Genomic DNA, 17,407 nt, shown 5'->3' on the forward strand with positions numbered 1-17,407 from the left:
CCATGCGCTACTTGGGGCCCCACGCCTGCGAAGAGGCCCTGGCCAGGGGCGAGCTGCACACGGTCTGGATCGCACCCGCGGCCTTCGGGCGGCTGGCGAAGTTTGTGGGTGAAGCCCGGGGCGCGGGCGTGGTCATCCACCGCGAGCCCATGGACGGCCTGGATCGCCGGGCCCAAGGGCAGCGCCACCAGGGCGTGCTGGGCGAGGGCGGGCCCTTCGCCTATGTGGAGTTCGAGGAAGTCCTCGCCCGCCTCAAGGCCAAGGGCGACACGGCGCTGGTCCTGGCCCTGGATGGCGTGACCGATCCCCACAACCTGGGCGCCATCCTGCGTTCCGCGGCGGCGGCCGCGGTGGACGGCGTGATCCTGCCCGAGCGGCGCTCCGCGGCCGTGAACGAGACGGTGGTGCGGGCCAGCGCGGGCACGGCGGGCCGCGTGCCCGTGTGCCGCGTGGTGAACCTGGGCCGCGCCCTGGACGACCTCAAGGAGGCCGGGGGCTGGATCTATGGCCTGGCGGCCGGCGAGGGCAGCCGCGACTATCTGGAGGAACCCTTCGACCGCGCCACGGTGCTGGTCATGGGGGCCGAGGGCGAGGGCCTGCACCTCAAGATCCGCGAGCGCTGCGATGGCCTGCTGCACATCCCCATGCCCGGCGGCATCGAGAGCCTGAACGTCTCCGCCGCCGCCGCGGTGACGCTCTTCCGGGTCCTGGCCCGGCGGCAACCGTGAGCGCCCAGGGAAGTTTCCCCTTGAGGCACCCGGGGACGCGTGATATCTTTCGAGTTCCCTGTCAGGAAAGCCCTGCCTCGCAGCGACCCTGACACGGAGCCCCGACAGGGGTTCCGAGGGGAGCTTTCCGGGTCTCCCGGGAAGCATTGACAAGCCCCGGGAGGGGCGACGGACAAGCATGCCGAGATGGCCGAGTGGTTAATGGCAGCAGACTGTAAATCTGCCACGCATCGCGTTACGGAGGTTCGAATCCTTCTCTCGGCACCAGTCCTCCAGGCTTCCCGCCCTTGCGGGATCCGGGAGCGCTGGATCCCGTACTCGGGTTTCCACCGCGGGAATAGCTCAGTTGGTAGAGCGTCAGCCTTCCAAGCTGAATGTCGCGGGTTCGAACCCCGTTTCCCGCTCCACCCTCCCCGTCCGCCTCACTTGGGCAGACGGCAAGGCACCCCCGCCGCGTTCCACCACGGCGGGAAGGTTCAAGGCCCACATAGCTCAGTGGTAGAGCACTTCCTTGGTAAGGAAGAGGTCACCGGTTCAAGCCCGGTTGTGGGCTCCACCCTTCGCACTGTTCAACCTTCATTCTCTCTTCCACCTTCCAGGAGGCACCCGTGGCCAAAGAGAAATTCGACCGTTCCAAGCCCCACGTCAACATCGGCACCATCGGCCACGTGGACCACGGCAAAACCACACTGACCGCAGCCATCACCTTCATCCTCGCGAAGAAGTTCGGCGGCGAGACGAAGTCGTACGACCAGATCGACTCCGCGCCTGAAGAGAAGGCCCGCGGGATCACGATCAACACCGCCCACGTCGAGTACCAGACCGAGAAGCGCCACTACGCGCACGTCGACTGCCCCGGCCACGCCGACTACGTGAAGAACATGATCACCGGCGCGGCCCAGATGGACGGCGCCATCCTCGTGGTCGCCGCCACCGACGGCCCCATGCCCCAGACCCGTGAGCACATCCTGCTCGCCCGTCAGGTCGGCGTGCCCTACATCGTGGTCTTCATGAACAAGATCGACATCGCCGATCCCGAGCTCGCCGAGCTGGTCGAGATGGAGATCCGCGACCTCCTGTCCTCCTACCAGTACCCCGGCGACGAGATCCCCATCATCAAGGGTTCCGCCCGCCTGGCCCTGGATCACGCCGACACCCCCGACCACGCGGACTGCAAGTGCATCCTCGAGCTCATGGATGCCGTCGACGCCTACATCCCCGATCCCGTCCGCGCCATCGACAAGCCCTTCATCATGCCCGTCGAGGACGTGTTCACGATCACCGGCCGCGGCACCGTGGTGACCGGCCGCATCGAGCAGGGCATCGTCAAGGTCGGCGAGGAGATCGAGATCATCGGCCTCAAGGACACCGTCAAGAAGGTCGTGACCGGCGTCGAGATGTTCCGCAAGTCCCTGGACCAGGGCCAGGCTGGCGACAACGCCGGCATCCTGCTCCGCGGCGTGGAGCGCAAGGATGTGGAGCGCGGCCAGGTGCTCGCCAAGCCCGGCAGCATCACCCCCCACACCAAGTTCAACGCCCAGGTGTACGTGCTGACCAAGGAAGAGGGCGGCCGCCACACCCCCTTCTTCAACAAGTACCGTCCCCAGTTCTACTTCCGCACCACTGACGTGACCGGCTCCATCGAGCTCGAGGCTGGCCGCGAGATGGTGATGCCCGGCGACAATGTCACCCTGACGGTCGAGCTGATCCAGCCCATCGCCATGGACAAGGGCCTGAAGTTCGCCATCCGCGAGGGTGGACGTACCGTGGGCGCCGGCAACGTGGGCGAGATCCTGGCCTAAAGCCAGACCCGCCCGATTTAGGAGGTTCCCATGCGCGACATCGTCCACTTGCAGTGCACGGAATGCAAGCGTAAGAACTACAGCACCACCAAGAACAAGAAGACCACCACAGGCAAGCTTGAATTCAACAAGTTCTGCCGCTTCTGTGGCGGATACAAGATTCACCGCGAGGCCAAGTAGCCCCGGTCGAAGGGTTCCCGCCCGGCTCCCACCAGAAGCCGGGCGGTCCCACAGGGGAGTAGCTCAGCTGGTAGAGCAGCGGACTCCAAATCCGCAGGTCGCGGGTTCGAACCCTGTCTCCCCTGCCACCTTCCCGGCCCCGGCGAACCCGCTCGGGGCCAGGTTTTTCTCACCGAATCCTTTCCACGGGGTCCATCGTGATCGGCGCCATCAAGCAGCAGGCCAGGGATCTGTTCGCAGAACTCGACCGGGTGGACTGGCCCAGCAAGGAGAAAGTGCTGACCTCGACCTGGACGGTGGTGATCGTCTCGGTGTTCGTCGGCGTCTACCTGTGGTCCGTGGACTGGGTCCTCTCCAAGGCCTTTGCGGCCTTGTGGCTGAAGACGCGTTGAGCCGGAGGCAGCCATGACTGATCTCGTGAGCACTCCCTTGGATACGGCAGTCCCGGCGCAGCCGCAGGGCCGCGAACTCAAGTGGTTCATCATCCACACCTACTCGGGCTACGAAGCCAAGGTGATGGAGCACCTCCGCCAGCGCATCAAGATGGAAGAGCGCGACGAGAACTTCGGGGACATCCAGATCCCCGAGGAGACCTACGAGGAGATGAAGGTCGACGCCAAGTCCGGCAAGAAGGAGCGCGTCGTCAAGAAGCGCAAGTCGTTCCCCGGCTACCTCCTCGTGCAGATCCAGGTGGAGCGCAAGCCTGGCGGCTCCGTCGAGATGGCCGACGCCGACTGGCACCTGGTGCGCAACACGCCCAAGGTGACCAGCTTCGTGGGGGCCAACAAGAAGCGGCCCACGCCCCTGACGGACGAGGAAGTCCGCCAGATCATGCACCACACCGAAGAGACGCAGGAGAAGCCCAAGCCCAAGTATCACTTCGAGAAGGGCGAGAAGGTCCGCATCATCGACGGCCCCTTCGCCAACTTCGAGGGCGATGTGGAGGAGATCCACGAGGAGCGCTCCACCATCAAGGTCATGGTCACGGTGTTCGGCCGTTCCACCCCCGTGGAACTGGACTTCATCCAGGTCGAGAAGAGGTGAATGCTGTCCGGGGGACCGCGCTGCGCGCTCTCCATCTGACGCACAGCGCCCCGCGCTGTGCTCCCGCAGACCGGCCGCGGAGATGGAGCCTCCCCCCGGAGCCCCCGCGCCGTTGCCCGGCGCAGCCGGGCAACGGCTTCTTCCATATTTCCTGAGGACTTTCCCCGGTCTTTCAGGTAGACTTTCACGTCCCGGTCCGTCTGGATCGGGACGTTTTCAACCCGGCTGGGCGATCCCCCGGATCCCCACCCTACAAGGCGGACGTCGCCGGCATGCGCCGGAATCCTCCGCGGGAGCATCCACATGGCAAAGAAGGTCACCGGCTACATCAAGCTGCAGCTGCCCGCGGGCGAGGCCACCCCGGCTCCTCCCGTCGGCCCCGCGCTGGGCCAGCACGGCGTCAACATCATGGAGTTCGTGAAGCAGTTCAACGCGAAGTCCGTGAGCGCGGTCGAGAAGGGCACCACCCTGCCCGTCGTCATCACCGTCTACGCCGACCGCAGCTTCAGCTTCATCCTCAAGACCCCGCCCGCCGCCGTGCTGATCAAGAAGAAGCTCGGCCTGGACAAGGGCAGCCCCACGCCCAACAAGCAGAAGGTCGGCAAGATCACCAAGGCCCAGCTCGCCGAGATCGCCAAGGTGAAGATGCCCGACCTCACCGCCGGCAGCCTCGAGGCCGCCGTCCGTTCCATCGCCGGCTCCGCGCGCTCCATGGGTGTCGAAGTCGTCGACTGATGTTTTTCGCACGGGTCCCAAGCCCGTGCGAGCCTCGTTTCAGCGTTTCGTTTTTGTTGGAGAGCCGCGCCGTGCGGCGATCCCGGCCACCGCGACCGTCATCGCGGGAGATTGTTCGAATGGAGCCAATATGGCAAAACCTGGAAAGAAGTACCGGGCTGCCGCGGCCAAGATCGAAGATCGCCCCTATGAGCTGAAAGATGCGCTCACTGTCGTGAAGGACGCGGCCTACGCCAAGTTCGACGAGACGGTCGAAGTGCACATGCGGCTCGGTGTGGATCCCCGCCACGCGGACCAGATGGTCCGTGGCACCATCGTCCTGCCGCACGGAACGGGCAAGACCATGCGTGTGGCGGTGATCGCGGGTGGCGAGAAGATCAAGGAAGCGGAAGCGGCGGGCGCCGAGATCGTGGGCGGGGACGAGCTGGTGGAGAAGATCGCCGGCGGATTCCTCGACTTCGATGCCCTGGTCGCGACCCCCGACATGATGAAGGGCGTCGGTCGGCTGGGTAAGGTGCTGGGCCCCCGTGGCCTCATGCCCAACCCCAAGACCGGCACCGTGACCTTCGATGTGGTCAAGGCCATCAAGGAGATCAAGGCCGGCAAGGTGGAGTACCGCGTCGACAAGACCGGCATCATCCACGCGCCCGTGGGCAAGCTCTCCTTCGGCGTCGAGAAGCTGGAAGAGAACGCCAAGGCGCTCATCGATGCCGTCCAGAAGGCCAAGCCCGCCACGGCGAAGGGCAAGTACGTGAAGACGATGTTCATCGCCTCCACGATGGGCCCCTCGGTCACCCTCAACACCAGTGTTGAGAAGTAGGAGGCCGACCATGGAAAAGAACCAGAAGATCGCCGAAGTCGCCGTGCTCAAGGAGACCTTCGCGTCCGCCACCTCGGCGGTCGTGATCGAATTCAAGGGTCTCGTGGTCGGGAAGGACACCGCCTTCCGCAAGAGCATCCGCGAGAGCAAGGCCCAGTACCGTGTCAGCAAGAACACCCTGCTCCGCCTGGCCGTGAAGGACACCACCTTCGCCGCCCTGGGTGATCACTTCAAGGGCGCCAGCGCCGTGGCCACCACCAAGGACGACGTCATCGCCCTGGCCAAGGCCGTCAACGGCTTCCTGAAGGACAACCCGGCCGCCACCTTCAAGGCCGGCATCATGGATGGCAAGCAGATCGACGCCAAGCAGCTCCAGGTCCTGGCCGAGCTGCCGAGCCGCGACGTGCTGATCGCCAAGCTGCTCTACCTCATGACCTATCCCATCTCCGGTCTGGCGGTCGCCCTCGAGGGCATCCGCAAGCAGAAGGCCGGCGAGTAAGACGCACCCTCAACCCCGAATCCAAAACCATTCATTTGCATGTAGGAGACCCATCATGGCTCTCACCGCTGATCAGCTCATCGCTGAAATCGAAACCATGACCGTGCTCGACCTGGCCAACCTGGTCAAGGCCCTCGAGGACCGCTTCGGCGTGTCCGCCGCCGCCATGGCCGCTCCCGCCGCCGGCGGCGCCGCCCCGGCTGCCGCTGCCGAAGAGCAGACCGAGTTCAATGTCATCCTGGCTGACGCCGGCGCCAACAAGCTGAACGTCATCAAGGCCGTCCGCGAGATCGTCGCCGGCCTGGGCCTCAAGGAAGCCAAGGACCTCGTTGACGGCGCCCCCAAGCCCGTCAAGGAAGGCGTGGCCAAGGACGAAGCCGCCAAGATCAAGGAAAAGCTCGAAGCCGCTGGCGCCAAGGTCGAGATCAAGTAGTCGCCTTTCCAGCACTAACGCAAAGCGTAGGGTGCCCTGTGCACCTTGCGCTTTGCGGTTTTGTCTGGACATGGTACGATTATTCCTTCCGCCCGGTCCCTCGGGCGGTCCCGCCACCTATAAAGGCCCCTGGTTGCGAAACGCCTTCCGCCGCAGCGCCAATCACCTTGCTGGGCCGCTCCCTCCACCGATGGGTGGCGGGGTGGCCTTCGGTGCATGTGGCTGCGTGATCCGCGTCACCAACCTCTGATCCCTTCCCCGGGGCCGCGGCTCCGGGGCATCGCCGTCTTTGCTCAAGGCCCGCAGCATCGCCCCATCGCGCCGCGTGCCGTTCATCGAAGGTTCCGCCAACTTCATCTGGAGCGAACCATGAGTGTTCAGCAGAACATCTACCGCCAGCGCCACAACTTCTCGAAGATCCGGTCCCTGGTCCCCATTCCGAACCTGATCGACATCCAGAAGCGGAGCTACGACGAGTTCCTCCAGATGAACCTGCTCCACAGCGAGCGGGAGACGCGCGGCCTCAAGGCCGTGTTCGAGTCGATGTTCCCCGTGCACAACGGCAAGAACCCCGACGGCACCGACGCCACGCTGGAAGTCGAGTTCCTCGACTACACCGTGGGCCACTGGGCCTGCAAGTGCGAAAAGTACCTGGGCCTGGAGCACCTCCGCACCTCGTGCAAGCAGTGCGGCCACAGCATCGTGTCGGACCACCCGAAGGATCCCACGGTGGACTGCCCCAAGTGCGGCACGCGCAACAAGAACGCGGCGACCATCTGCGACGTGTGCCAGGAGCCCGTCTCGATGAAGCAGAAGATGGGCATGGACGAGTGCGTCGAGCGCGGCGCCACCATGGCCGCCCCGCTGAAGATCCGCGTGCGTCTCAACCAGTTCGACAAGGATGACAAGGGCAACCGCCGGTTCAAGCAGAGCCAGGATTCGGAGGTCTACTTCGGCGACCTGCCGATCATGACCGACCGCGGCACCTTCATCATCAACGGCACCGAGCGCGTGATCGTGAGCCAGCTGCACCGCAGCCCCGGCGTCTTCTTCAGCATCGCGTCCGACAAGAGCCTCTACAGCTCGCAGATCATCCCGTACCGCGGCTCCTGGATCGAGTTCGAGCTCGACTCCAAGGGCCTGCTCTACGCCCGCATCGACCGCAAGCGCAAGTTCCTCGGCGCCACCTTCATGCGCGCCCTGGGCCTCTTCAACGAGGACCTCGGCTCCAACGAGGCCATGCTCCGCCACTTCTACGCGCCGGCCACCTTCTTCCTCAAGAAGGGCAAGCTGAGCGTGGCCGTGAGCGACCTCCTGGTGGGACGCAAGCTCGGCGAGGCCGTGAAGCACCCCAAGACCAAGGAAGAGATCCTCGCCAAGGACAAGAAGATCACCCGCCGCGTCCTCGAGCAGATGGAGAAGGCCGGCATCAAGGACGTGCCCGTGGAGCGCGAGGTGCTCGACGGCGCCGTGCTGCTGCAGGACATCGTGAACATGGGCACCGGCGAAGTGCTCATGGAAGCCAACGAGCCCTTCCTCCAGACGCACCTCGAGATGTTCCTGGCCAACGACATCCAGTCCTTCGATGTCTGCTTCCCCGAGGCCGACCTCACCGGCAAGGTCTTCTCCGAGACCCTGGCCAAGGATCACACCGAGGATAGCGAAGAGGCCGCCAAGGAGCTCTTCAAAAAGATCCGTCCCGGCGAGCCCGCCACGCTGGAATCCAGCAAGAAGCTGCTCTTCGGCATGTTCTTCGATCCCCAGAAGTACGACCTCAGCAAGGTGGGCCGCCACAAGATCAACGCCAAGCTGGGCCTCACCACCGACCTGGACTTCCGCACGCTGGGCACGGACGACTTCGTGAAGACCGTCCACTACCTGCTGCGCCTGAAGAAGTACGACACCACCCGCCAGGACATCGGCGAGATCGCCCCCGTCCGCGCGGATGACATCGACCACCTGGGCAACCGCCGCGTGCGGTCCGTGGGTGAGCTCCTGGAGAACGGCTTCCGTGTGGGCCTGGTGCGCGTGCAGCGGGCCATCAAGGAGAAGTTCAGCATCGCGCAGGATCCCAACAGCCCCCTGCAGGCCCACGACCTCATCAACAGCAAGCCGGTCATCGCGGCCATGAAGGAGTTCTTCGGCAGCAGCCAGCTCTCCCAGTTCATGGACCAGACCAACCCGCTGTCCGAGATCACCCACAAGCGCCGCCTGTCGGCCCTCGGACCGGGCGGCCTCAGCCGCGACCGCGCGGGCTTCGAGGTGCGCGACGTGCACACCTCGCACTACGGCCGCATCTGCCCCATCGAGACGCCTGAAGGTCCGAACATCGGCCTCATCAGCTCGCTCTCCTGCTACGCCCGCATCAACGAATTCGGCTTCATCGAGAGCCCCTACCTCAAGGTGGAGAACGGTCGCATCGTCCACTTCGCCAAGGTCACCAGCGTGGGCGACTCCAAGTTCGGCTACATGGACGTGGTCCGCCTGGAGGACCTGGAAGCCGAGAACAAGAAGCTGACCAAGGCCGGCAAGCGCGCCGCCAAGTTCGAGATGCACGCCTTCTACCTCTCCGCGTGGGAGGAGGACGAGCATGTCATCGCCCAGGCCAACGTGCCCGTGGACGCCGACGGCGCCATCCTCGACGAGGACGTCACCGTCCGCGTCGCCGGTGAGACCAAGATCCTCACCCGCGACAAGGTCACGCTCATGGACGTGAGCCCCAAGCAGGTGGTCTCCGTGGCCGCCTCGCTCATCCCCTTCCTCGAGAACGACGACGCCAACCGCGCCCTCATGGGCGCCAACATGCAGCGCCAGGCCGTGCCCCTCATCCGCACCGAGGCCCCCATCGTGGGCACCGGCATGGAGTACGTGGCCGCCAAGGATTCCGGCGCCTGCGTGGTCTGCCGCCGCTCGGGCATCGTGGAGACCGTGGACGCCAACCGCATCGTGGTGCGCGTCGAGGATGATCCCGAGACCGAGGGCGTCGAGTCCGGCGTGGACATCTACACCCTGGTGAAGTTCGCCCGTTCCAACCAGAACACCTGCCTCAACCAGACCCCGCTCGTGAAGAAGGGCGAGTACGTCACCGAGGGCCAGATCCTCGCCGACGGCCCCTGCACCGATCACGGCGAGCTGGCCCTGGGCCGCAACCTCGTCGTGGCCTACATGCCCTGGCGCGGCTACAACTTCGAGGACGCGATCCTGATCTCCGAGCGCGTGGTGAAGGAAGACCTCTACACCACCATCCACATCGAAGAGTTCGAGGTCCACGCCCGCGACACCAAGCTGGGCCCCGAAGAGATCACCCGCGACATCCCCCAGGTCCGCGAAGAGGCCCTCAAGAACCTCGACGACAGCGGCATCATCCGCACCGGCGCCACAGTTCGCCACGGCGACATCCTGGTGGGCAAGGTCACGCCCAAGGGCGAGACCATCCTCAGCCCCGAGGAGAAGCTGCTCCGCGCCATCTTCGGCGAGAAGGCCAGCGACGTGAAGGATGCCAGCCTGACCGTGCCCCCGGGCATCGAGGGCACCGTGGTGGACATCAAGGTGTTCACCCGCAAGGGCCAGGAGAAGGACCTCCGCACCCAGCAGATCGAGCGCGACCAGATCGCCAAGTGGGAGAAGGATCTCTCCGACGAGGAGCGCATCATCCGCGCCGAGGCCAAGAAGAAGATCGTGGCCCTGCTGAAGGGCAAGGAGCTCTCCGAGACCCTCACGGATGACAAGGGCCAGAAGGAGCTGCTGCCCAAGGGCAAGAAGCTCACCCAGAACATGCTCGAAGCCGTGCCCTACCACCGCTTCCGGCAGATCTCTGTGGCCGCGGGCAAGAACCGCATCGAGACCGAGGTCCTGGACATCCTCGACAAGACCGAGAGCCAGCTCAAGGTCCTGCGCAACATCCTCGACGAGCGCATGGAGCGCCTGCTCAAGGGCGACGAGCTCATGCCCGGCGTCCTCAAGACCGTGAAGTGCTACGTGGCCGTGAAGCGCAAGCTGCAGGTCGGCGACAAGATGGCCGGCCGCCACGGCAACAAGGGCGTGGTCAGCCGCATCCTCCCCGTGGAGGACATGCCCTACCTGCCCGATGGCCGCCCCGTGGACATCGTGCTGAACCCCCTCGGCGTGCCTTCCCGTATGAACATCGGCCAGGTGCTCGAGTGCCACCTCGGCTGGGCCGGCAAGACCCTCGGCGTCCACTTCTCCACGCCTGTCTTCGACGGCGCCCGGGAAGCCGACATCAAGGGCTTCCTCACCCAGGCCTGGGAGAAGAACCACAAGCTGGGTCCCGATGTCACCGGCAAGACCATGCTCTTCGACGGCATGACCGGCGAGGCCTTCGAGCAGCCCGTGAACGTGGGCTGCGTCTACATGCTCAAGCTGCACCACCTGGTGGACAACAAAATCCACGCCCGGAGCATCGGGCCCTACAGCCTCATCACCCAGCAGCCCCTCGGCGGCAAGGCCCAGTTCGGTGGCCAGCGCTTCGGCGAGATGGAAGTCTGGGCGCTGGAAGCCTACGGCGCGGCGCACGTGCTGCAGGAACTCCTCACCTACAAGTCCGACGACATGCACGGCCGCACCCAGATCTACCAGGCCATCATCAAGGGCGAGACCATCAAGGATCCCGGCCTCCCCGAGAGCTTCAACGTCGTGAAGAAGGAACTCAACGCGCTGTGCATCGATGTCGAGATGCTCACCCGTGAAGAGCTGGATCCAGGCCTCGTGGAAGAAGAACCCGCCGCCTTCTCCATCGAAGGCTGATCTCCTTCCGCTTCCGTTCCCGACGAACCCTGAGAGGTCCCCATGTATCCTGAGCAGCAGAACATCAACGCCTATGAGTGCATCCGGGTGTCCCTGGCCAGCCCGGACAAGATGCGTTCCTGGTCCAAGGGCGAAGTCACCAAGCCCGAGACCATCAACTACCGCAGCCTGAAGCCCGAGCGCGACGGCCTCTTCTGCGCCCGCATCTTCGGCCCCGTGAACGATTGGGAATGCCTCTGCGGCAAGTACAAGCGGCAGAAGTTCAAAGGCGTCACCTGCGACAAGTGCGGCGTCGAAGTCACCAAGAAGTCCGTGCGCCGCGAGCGCATGGGCCACATCGCGCTGGCCAGCCCGGTCAGCCACGTGTGGTTCTTCAAGGGCGTCCCCAGCCGCATCGGCTACCTCCTGGACATCCCCCTGAAGGACCTGGAGCGCGTGCTCTACTTCGAGGCCTATGCCGTCACCGAGTCCGGCGGCACGACCCTGAAGGAAGGCGAGATCCTCAACGAGGACAAGTTCCGCGAGGCCCGCAGCCTCCACGGCGAGGGCTTCAAGGCCCAGATGGGCGCCGAGGCCATCAAGGAGCTGCTCAAGCAGGTGGATATCGAGGCGCTCACCATCGAGCTCCGCGACCTGATGAAGAAGGAGACCTCCAGCCAGAAGCGCAGCAAGATCGCCAAGCGCCTCAAGGTGGCGGAATCCTTCCACCGCTCCGGCAACAAGCCCGAGTGGATGATCCTCGATGTGGTGCCCGTGCTGCCCCCCGAGCTGCGCCCCCTGGTGCCCCTCGACGGCGGCCGCTTCGCCACCTCCGACCTGAACGACCTCTACCGCCGCGTCATCAACCGCAACAACCGCCTCAAGAAGCTCCTGGAGCTCAAGGCCCCCGACGTCATCGTGCGCAACGAGAAGCGCATGCTGCAGGAGGCCGTGGACGCGCTGTTCGAGAACGGCAAGCGCGGTCGCCTCCTGCGCGGTGTCAGCAACCGCCCCCTGAAGTCCCTCAGCGACGCCCTCAAGGGCAAGCAGGGCCGGTTCCGCCAGAACCTGCTCGGCAAGCGCGTGGACTACTCGGGCCGCTCCGTCATCGTGGTGGGTCCCGACCTCAAGCTGCACCAGTGCGGCCTGCCCAAGAAGATGGCGCTGGAGCTCTTCAAGCCCTTCATCTTCAACCGGCTCGAGCACAAGGGCTTCGCCGCCACCATCCGCCAGGCCAAGGAGATGGTCGAAGAGGGCCGTCCCGAGGTCTGGGACGTCCTGGAAGAGGTCATCAAGGACCACCCGGTCCTGCTGAACCGCGCCCCGACCCTGCACCGCCTCGGCATCCAGGCCTTCCAGCCTGTGCTGGTCGAAGGCAAGGCCATCCGCCTGCATCCCCTGGTCTGCACCGCCTTCAACGCCGACTTCGACGGCGACCAGATGGCCGTGCACGTGCCCCTCAGCCCCATGGCCCAGATCGAGGCCAAGGTGCTGATGATGTCCACCCAGAACATCCTCAACCCCGCCAACGGCCGCCCGAACGTGGTGCCCAGCCAGGACATCGTGCTCGGCGGCTACTACCTCACCAAGAAGCGCATCGGCCGCAAGGGCGAGGGCATGGTCTTCGGCAGCGTCAACGACGTGGTCGCGGCCCACTATGCAGGCGTGGTGGATACCCACGCCATCATCCAGCTGCGCTACACCGGCGAGTGGGTGGACACCGAGGCCTGGCACGCGAAGGACCCCAAGAAGAACTCCGAGCAGGAGGTCTTCGAGGCGCCCGCCGAGACCGTGAAGAACCAGATCAAGACCACCACCGTGGGCCGCGTGCTCTTCAACCGCGCCCTGCCCGCAGAGCTGCCCTTCATCAACGGCCTGCTCAAGAAGGAGGGCCTGCTCTCCCTCGTGAACCGCGCCTACAAGCTGAACGGCCCCGAAGTGACCATCCGCATGCTGGATGCCATGAAGGACACCGGCTTCATGTGGGCCATGAAGGCCGGCGTGTCCGTGGGCATCGACGACCTGGTGGTGCCTGACACCAAGGGCAAGCTGCTCAAGAAGGCCACCGAGGATGTCCGCGCCATCGAGAAGGAGGCCTATGAGGGCCGCCTCGACTCGTCCACGCGCTACAACCGCATCCTGGAAGTCTGGGGCAAGACCAGCGACCAGGTGGCCAGCGACATGATGAAGGAGCTGGAGAAGCGGAACGAGAACGACACGTTCCTCAACTCCATCTACATCCTGGCCGACTCCGGCGCCCGCGGTTCCAAGACGCAGATCCGCCAGGTCGCCGGCATGCGCGGCCTCATGGCCAAGCCCAGCGGCGACATCATCGAGACGCCCATCACCGCGAACTTCAAGGAAGGCCTCTCCGTTCTGCAGTACTTCATCTCGACCCATGGTGCCCGTAAGGGATTGGCGGACACCGCATTGAAGACGGCCGACTCCGGCTACCTCACCCGCAAGCTGGTGGACGTGGCCCAGGACGTCATCGTCAACGAGGACGACTGCGAGACCATGGGCGGCATCGAGGTGGAGGCCATCGTCAACAGCGACGGCACCATCCGCTCCCGCCTGCGCGACCGCATCATGGGCCGCGTCTGCCTCGAGGACATCGTGGATCCCTACGATCCCACGATCGTCCGGGCCCCCGCGGGCACCCTGATCTCCGAAGAGCTGGCGTTCAAGATCGAGACCAGCGGCATCGCCAAGGTCAAGATCCGCTCCGCCCTCACCTGCGAAGCCCGTCGCGGCATCTGCGCCAAGTGCTACGGGCTGAACCTCAGCACCGGCCGCCTGGTCGACCTGGGCGAGGCCGTGGGCGTCATCGCCGCCCAGTCCATCGGCGAGCCCGGCACCCAGCTCACCATGCGTACCTTCCACGTGGGCGGCGCCGCGAGCCGCACCTCCGAGAAGAGCACCCACGAGGCCCAGATCGCCGGCATCGTCCGGTATGAAGGCCTCGAGGGCCGCACCGTCGTCAACCGCAAGGACGAGACCGTGGCCCTCACCCGCAACGGCTACCTCCTGGTGACCGACACGGACGGCAACGAGCGCGAGCGCTACAAGATCACCTCCGGCGCCATCCTGAGGGTCAAGGACAAGGAGGCGGTCGAGCCCCGCACCGTGCTCGCCGAGTGGGATCCTTACAACGACGTGCTGCTCACGGAAGTGGGCGGTGTGGCGGACTTCAAGGAATTCGAAGTCAACGTCTCGTACCAGGAAGAGAAGGATCCGATCTCCGGCAACTTCCGCAAGAAGGTCATCGATCCCACCGACGACAAGATCCACCCCCACATCAACGTCAAGGGGGACAACCACAAGGTGCTCAAGCGCTACAACATCCCCACCGGCGCCTACATCGAAGTGGAAGAGGGCCAGGAGCTGCTGCCCGGCGACGTCATCGCCAAGACCAGCCGCCAGCAGGCCAAGACCAGCGACATCACGGGCGGCCTGCCGCGCGTCACCGAGCTGTTCGAAGGCCGCAAGCCCAAGGAACCCGCCATCATCAGCGAAGTCACCGGCATCGCGAAGTACGGCAACCGCGTCCGCGGCAACCAGAAGGTCGTGGTCGAAGCGGAAACCGGGGAGAAGGGCGAATACCTCATCCCCCGCGGCAAGCACATCCAGGTGCAGGACGGCGATGAGATCCGCGCCGGCGAGAAGCTCACCGAGGGCGCCGTCAGCCCCCACGATCTCCTCAAGGTCCAGGGCGATCGCGCCCTCCAGGCCTTCCTCGTCAACGAGGTGCAGGAGGTCTATCGGGCCCAGGGCGTGGTGATCAATGACAAGCACATCGAGGTGATCATCCGCCAGATGATGCGCTGGGTCCTCATCACCGACGTGGGCGACACCCCGCTCATCGTCGAGGAGAAGGTGGACAAGCACCGCTTCAAGGAGATCAACGAGCAGGCCCTCAAGGATGGCGGCACCCCCGCCACCTGCGAGCCCCTGCTGCTCGGCATCACCAAGGCCGCGCTCACCTCCGAGAGCTTCATCTCCGCCGCCAGCTTCCAGGAGACCACCCGCGTCCTCACCGAGGCCGCGCTGGAAGGCCGCGTGGACTACCTCCGCGGCCTCAAGGAGAACGTCATCCTCGGCCGGCTCATCCCCGCCGGCACGGGCATGGTCCACTACCGCAACCTGGAGATCGAGGAGGGCGAGTACCCCGAGCCCACCCCGAACGAGTTCCAGGGCGGCGAGGACTTCGACGATGAATACGCCCGCATGGCGCAGCACGTCGAAGAGCTCCAGGGCATGACCGAGATCGACGGCGAAGACCTGTAGCCGCAATCTTCACAGCACCAGAAAGGGCGGGAGCGATCCCGCCCTTTTTTGTGACTGCCAGCATCGTGGCAGCGGGGCAGTCTCTGCCCGGACTCTGATAATCTGGGACCTTATGCCCACCCCGATTGAAGCTCCGGTCCTGGATCTCAAAGCCAGCCTGAAGAAACCCCTCCAGTGGGCGGTCGCGGCGGGTCTCCTCACGGCCGTCGTCACGCTCTTCATGCCGAACTACTACCGCTCCGAGGCCCGGCTCCTGCCGGTGGAATCCAAGGGGCTGGGGGGCGGCCTCGGCGGCCTCGCCACCGCCGCCGCCGCCTTCGGCGTCAGCGTGCCGGGTGGCGAGGGCAACGATGCCAACTTCGTCGACGTCCTGAACAGCCGCTGGCTGCGCGAGCAGCTCCTCAACACCGAATTCCAGTACCACGCCCGCTCTTGGCGTTTCGGCGCCGAGCACCTCGTGAAAGGCACCCTCTCGGACTACCTTGAAGCCAAGAATCTGGATCGGGCGGTTCAGGAACTCAGCAGCGTCCTTTCTGTTTCCCGGGACCTCAAGTCGAAGGTCATCTTCATCGGGGCCGAAACCAGATCGCCGGATCTCTCCCAACTGGTCGTGCGACGCGCCGGTAAACTCCTTGAGGTCTTCCTCCAGGAGAAGGGCCACACCCGCGGAGGCGCCAAGGTCGTCTTCGCCGAGGCCCGTCTGGCGGAGGCACGCCGGGAGATGGATGAAGCCGAGGAGGCTCTCCGCCGATTTCTTGAAGGCAACCGGAACTACCTGAACAGTGCTGACCCGGCCGTCCGGCTGAAGGGAACTCGCCTCGAGGGTGAGCTTCGTCTTCGCCAACAGCTCGTCACCACCCTGGCCCTCAACCGTGAGCAGGCTCTCCTCGAAGAGAAGAACGACATTCCCATTCTCAACGTATTGGATCAAGGGAATCTGCCCATCGAGAAGAATCGCCCGGCGCGAAGCCAATTGGTGGTGGCTCTGGCGTTTCTGGTTGGCCTCGGGAGCTGGGGATTCGAAAACCGTAGGTGGATCAAGGAACGCCTGTCCGAACGATCGGTCGGCAGTCAGGGAGAACGAGCGTGAGAACCATTGCCCTAGTTGGCTGCGGACGGATTTCGAGACGCCATGTGCAGGTGTTGACCCAGATACCCGAATTGCGGCTCGTCGCGGTGTGTGACCTGGTGGAGGCCCGAGCCCGCGAGACGGCGGAACCCCTGGGGATCCCCCACTACACGGACGCCCTGGAAATGGTGAAACGGGAAAAGCCGGATGTCGTCAGCATCCTGACCGATTCCGGTTCTCACCCTGATGTGGGCCGCCTGCTGGCCCCCCATGTGCCAGTGGTCGTGGTGGAGAAACCCATGGCGCTCACCTTGGAGGACGCCGACCGGCTGATCGAAACCTGTGAAACGCATGGAACCCGTCTGTTCGTGGTGAAGCAGAACCGGTTCAATCCGGCCATTCAGCAGCTGCGCAGGGCCGTCGACCAGGGGCGGTTCGGCAAGATGGTCCTCGGCACTGTTCGCATTCGTTGGTCGAGGGGGCAGGACTACTACGATCAGGCCGCTTGGCGCGGGACCTGGAAGCTGGATGGCGGCGTCTTCACCAACCAGGCGAGTCACCACATTGATCTGCTCCAGTGGCTCCTGGGGCCCGTAGAGTCGGTAAAATCCTACATCTCCACCCGCCTGGTGGACATCGAGGCGGAAGACACCGGCGTGGCCGTCCTCAAGTTCACGAGCGGGGCCCTGGGTGTGGTGGAAGCCACGACCGCCACGCGCCCCAAGGATCTGGAAGGCAGCATTTCCGTCCTGGGGGAAAAGGGTTCCGTAGTGGTGGGCGGGTTCAGCGTCAATCGGATGGTGACCTGGAATTTTACAGAACCCTCCCCCGAGGATGACGAGGCCCAGAAGTCCATCACGGATCCTCCGAATGTTTATGGCTTTGGCCACAAGCCCTTCTACGAGGACATGCTGACCTGCCTCGAATCCGGGCGGCGATCCATGTTGGACGGGCTGGAAGGTCGCAAGTCACTGGAAATCATCAATGCGCTGTACGAATCGGCTTTCACGGGCAAGGAGGTCCACCTCCACTACGTGCCCCAGAGTGTGCCGCTCGGACGTGGGTGA

General features: G+C 64.8%; 13 protein-coding genes and 4 tRNA genes. All 17 read left to right on the forward strand.

Translation table 11 applies throughout. The features are described 5' to 3' along the window. Nucleotides 1–2 precede the first annotated feature (2 nt). The 17 genes from rlmB (at nucleotide 3) to QSJ30_RS00165 (ending at nucleotide 17,407) form a co-directional block, all read left to right on the forward strand. Complete coding sequence (rlmB, locus tag QSJ30_RS00085) at nucleotides 3–728, forward strand: 23S rRNA (guanosine(2251)-2'-O)-methyltransferase RlmB (protein WP_285605744.1); 726 nt, start codon at nucleotides 3–5, stop codon at nucleotides 726–728. Between the two features lie 180 nt (nucleotides 729–908). Next, nucleotides 909–995: transfer RNA gene (locus QSJ30_RS00090), tRNA-Tyr, on the forward strand. 64 nt (nucleotides 996–1,059) lie between these two features. Beyond that, nucleotides 1,060–1,135 (forward strand) — tRNA-Gly (locus QSJ30_RS00095). Nucleotides 1,136–1,209: 74 nt separating this feature from the next. Next, nucleotides 1,210–1,284 (forward strand) — tRNA-Thr (locus QSJ30_RS00100). 52 nt (nucleotides 1,285–1,336) lie between these two features. Then, on the forward strand, nucleotides 1,337–2,530 hold the full coding sequence (gene tuf, locus QSJ30_RS00105) for an elongation factor Tu (RefSeq protein ID WP_243303368.1): 1,194 nt from the start codon (nucleotides 1,337–1,339) through the stop codon (nucleotides 2,528–2,530). A gap of 30 nt (nucleotides 2,531–2,560) precedes the next feature. Then, the gene (gene rpmG, locus QSJ30_RS00110; RefSeq protein ID WP_285605745.1) at nucleotides 2,561–2,710 is read left to right on the forward strand and encodes a 50S ribosomal protein L33; all 150 of its coding nucleotides are present in this window, start codon (nucleotides 2,561–2,563) and stop codon (nucleotides 2,708–2,710) included. A 52-nt stretch (nucleotides 2,711–2,762) separates the two neighbouring features. Further along, nucleotides 2,763–2,838: transfer RNA gene (locus tag QSJ30_RS00115), tRNA-Trp, on the forward strand. A 69-nt stretch (nucleotides 2,839–2,907) separates the two neighbouring features. Further along, on the forward strand, nucleotides 2,908–3,102 hold the full coding sequence (gene secE, locus QSJ30_RS00120; protein ID WP_285605746.1) for a preprotein translocase subunit SecE: 195 nt from the start codon (nucleotides 2,908–2,910) through the stop codon (nucleotides 3,100–3,102). A 13-nt stretch (nucleotides 3,103–3,115) separates the two neighbouring features. After that, nucleotides 3,116–3,754 carry a transcription termination/antitermination protein NusG gene (nusG, locus tag QSJ30_RS00125; RefSeq protein ID WP_285605747.1) on the forward strand — a complete coding sequence of 213 codons (639 nt, stop codon included), beginning with the start codon at nucleotides 3,116–3,118 and terminating at the stop codon, nucleotides 3,752–3,754. Between the two features lie 303 nt (nucleotides 3,755–4,057). After that, the gene (rplK, locus tag QSJ30_RS00130) at nucleotides 4,058–4,489 is read left to right on the forward strand and encodes a 50S ribosomal protein L11 (RefSeq protein WP_285605748.1); all 432 of its coding nucleotides are present in this window, start codon (nucleotides 4,058–4,060) and stop codon (nucleotides 4,487–4,489) included. Nucleotides 4,490–4,619: 130 nt separating this feature from the next. Further along, entirely contained in the window at nucleotides 4,620–5,309 is a 690-nt protein-coding gene (gene rplA, locus QSJ30_RS00135) for a 50S ribosomal protein L1 (protein ID WP_285605749.1), read from the forward strand. A gap of 10 nt (nucleotides 5,310–5,319) precedes the next feature. Further along, nucleotides 5,320–5,808: a 50S ribosomal protein L10 gene (gene rplJ / locus QSJ30_RS00140; RefSeq protein ID WP_285605750.1), complete on the forward strand. Its 489-nt coding sequence runs from the start codon at nucleotides 5,320–5,322 to the stop codon at nucleotides 5,806–5,808. A gap of 55 nt (nucleotides 5,809–5,863) precedes the next feature. Continuing rightward, the gene (rplL, locus tag QSJ30_RS00145) at nucleotides 5,864–6,241 is read left to right on the forward strand and encodes a 50S ribosomal protein L7/L12 (RefSeq protein ID WP_285605751.1); all 378 of its coding nucleotides are present in this window, start codon (nucleotides 5,864–5,866) and stop codon (nucleotides 6,239–6,241) included. Between the two features lie 369 nt (nucleotides 6,242–6,610). Beyond that, nucleotides 6,611–11,005: a DNA-directed RNA polymerase subunit beta gene (rpoB, locus tag QSJ30_RS00150; RefSeq protein ID WP_285605752.1), complete on the forward strand. Its 4,395-nt coding sequence runs from the start codon at nucleotides 6,611–6,613 to the stop codon at nucleotides 11,003–11,005. A gap of 42 nt (nucleotides 11,006–11,047) precedes the next feature. Further along, nucleotides 11,048–15,271, forward strand: coding sequence for a DNA-directed RNA polymerase subunit beta' (gene rpoC / locus QSJ30_RS00155; protein ID WP_285605753.1), 4,224 nt, complete (start codon nucleotides 11,048–11,050; stop codon nucleotides 15,269–15,271). A gap of 112 nt (nucleotides 15,272–15,383) precedes the next feature. Then, nucleotides 15,384–16,361, forward strand: a complete 978-nt coding sequence (locus QSJ30_RS00160; protein ID WP_285605754.1) for a GumC domain-containing protein — start codon at nucleotides 15,384–15,386, stop codon at nucleotides 16,359–16,361. Further along, on the forward strand, nucleotides 16,358–17,407 hold the full coding sequence (locus QSJ30_RS00165; protein WP_285605755.1) for a Gfo/Idh/MocA family protein: 1,050 nt from the start codon (nucleotides 16,358–16,360) through the stop codon (nucleotides 17,405–17,407). The genes QSJ30_RS00160 and QSJ30_RS00165 overlap by 4 nt, the downstream gene beginning before the upstream one ends.

Origin of the sequence: Geothrix edaphica, from assembly GCF_030268045.1 — a bacterium.
Lineage (GTDB): Bacteria > Acidobacteriota > Holophagae > Holophagales > Holophagaceae > Geothrix > Geothrix edaphica.

Excerpts from the sequence above, each read along its gene's own strand:
- rlmB (WP_285605744.1), top strand. The coding sequence starts at position 3 with ATGCGCTACTTGGGGCCCCACGCCTGCGAAGAGGCCCTGGCCAGGGGC.
- rpmG (WP_285605745.1), top strand. The coding sequence starts at position 2,561 with ATGCGCGACATCGTCCACTTGCAGTGCACGGAATGCAAGCGTAAGAAC.
- nusG (WP_285605747.1), top strand. The coding sequence starts at position 3,116 with ATGACTGATCTCGTGAGCACTCCCTTGGATACGGCAGTCCCGGCGCAG.
- rplK (WP_285605748.1), top strand. The coding sequence starts at position 4,058 with ATGGCAAAGAAGGTCACCGGCTACATCAAGCTGCAGCTGCCCGCGGGC.
- rplA (WP_285605749.1), top strand. The coding sequence starts at position 4,620 with ATGGCAAAACCTGGAAAGAAGTACCGGGCTGCCGCGGCCAAGATCGAA.
- rplJ (WP_285605750.1), top strand. The coding sequence starts at position 5,320 with ATGGAAAAGAACCAGAAGATCGCCGAAGTCGCCGTGCTCAAGGAGACC.
- rplL (WP_285605751.1), top strand. The coding sequence starts at position 5,864 with ATGGCTCTCACCGCTGATCAGCTCATCGCTGAAATCGAAACCATGACC.
- rpoB (WP_285605752.1), top strand. The coding sequence starts at position 6,611 with ATGAGTGTTCAGCAGAACATCTACCGCCAGCGCCACAACTTCTCGAAG.
- rpoC (WP_285605753.1), top strand. The coding sequence starts at position 11,048 with ATGTATCCTGAGCAGCAGAACATCAACGCCTATGAGTGCATCCGGGTG.
- QSJ30_RS00160 (WP_285605754.1), top strand. The coding sequence starts at position 15,384 with ATGCCCACCCCGATTGAAGCTCCGGTCCTGGATCTCAAAGCCAGCCTG.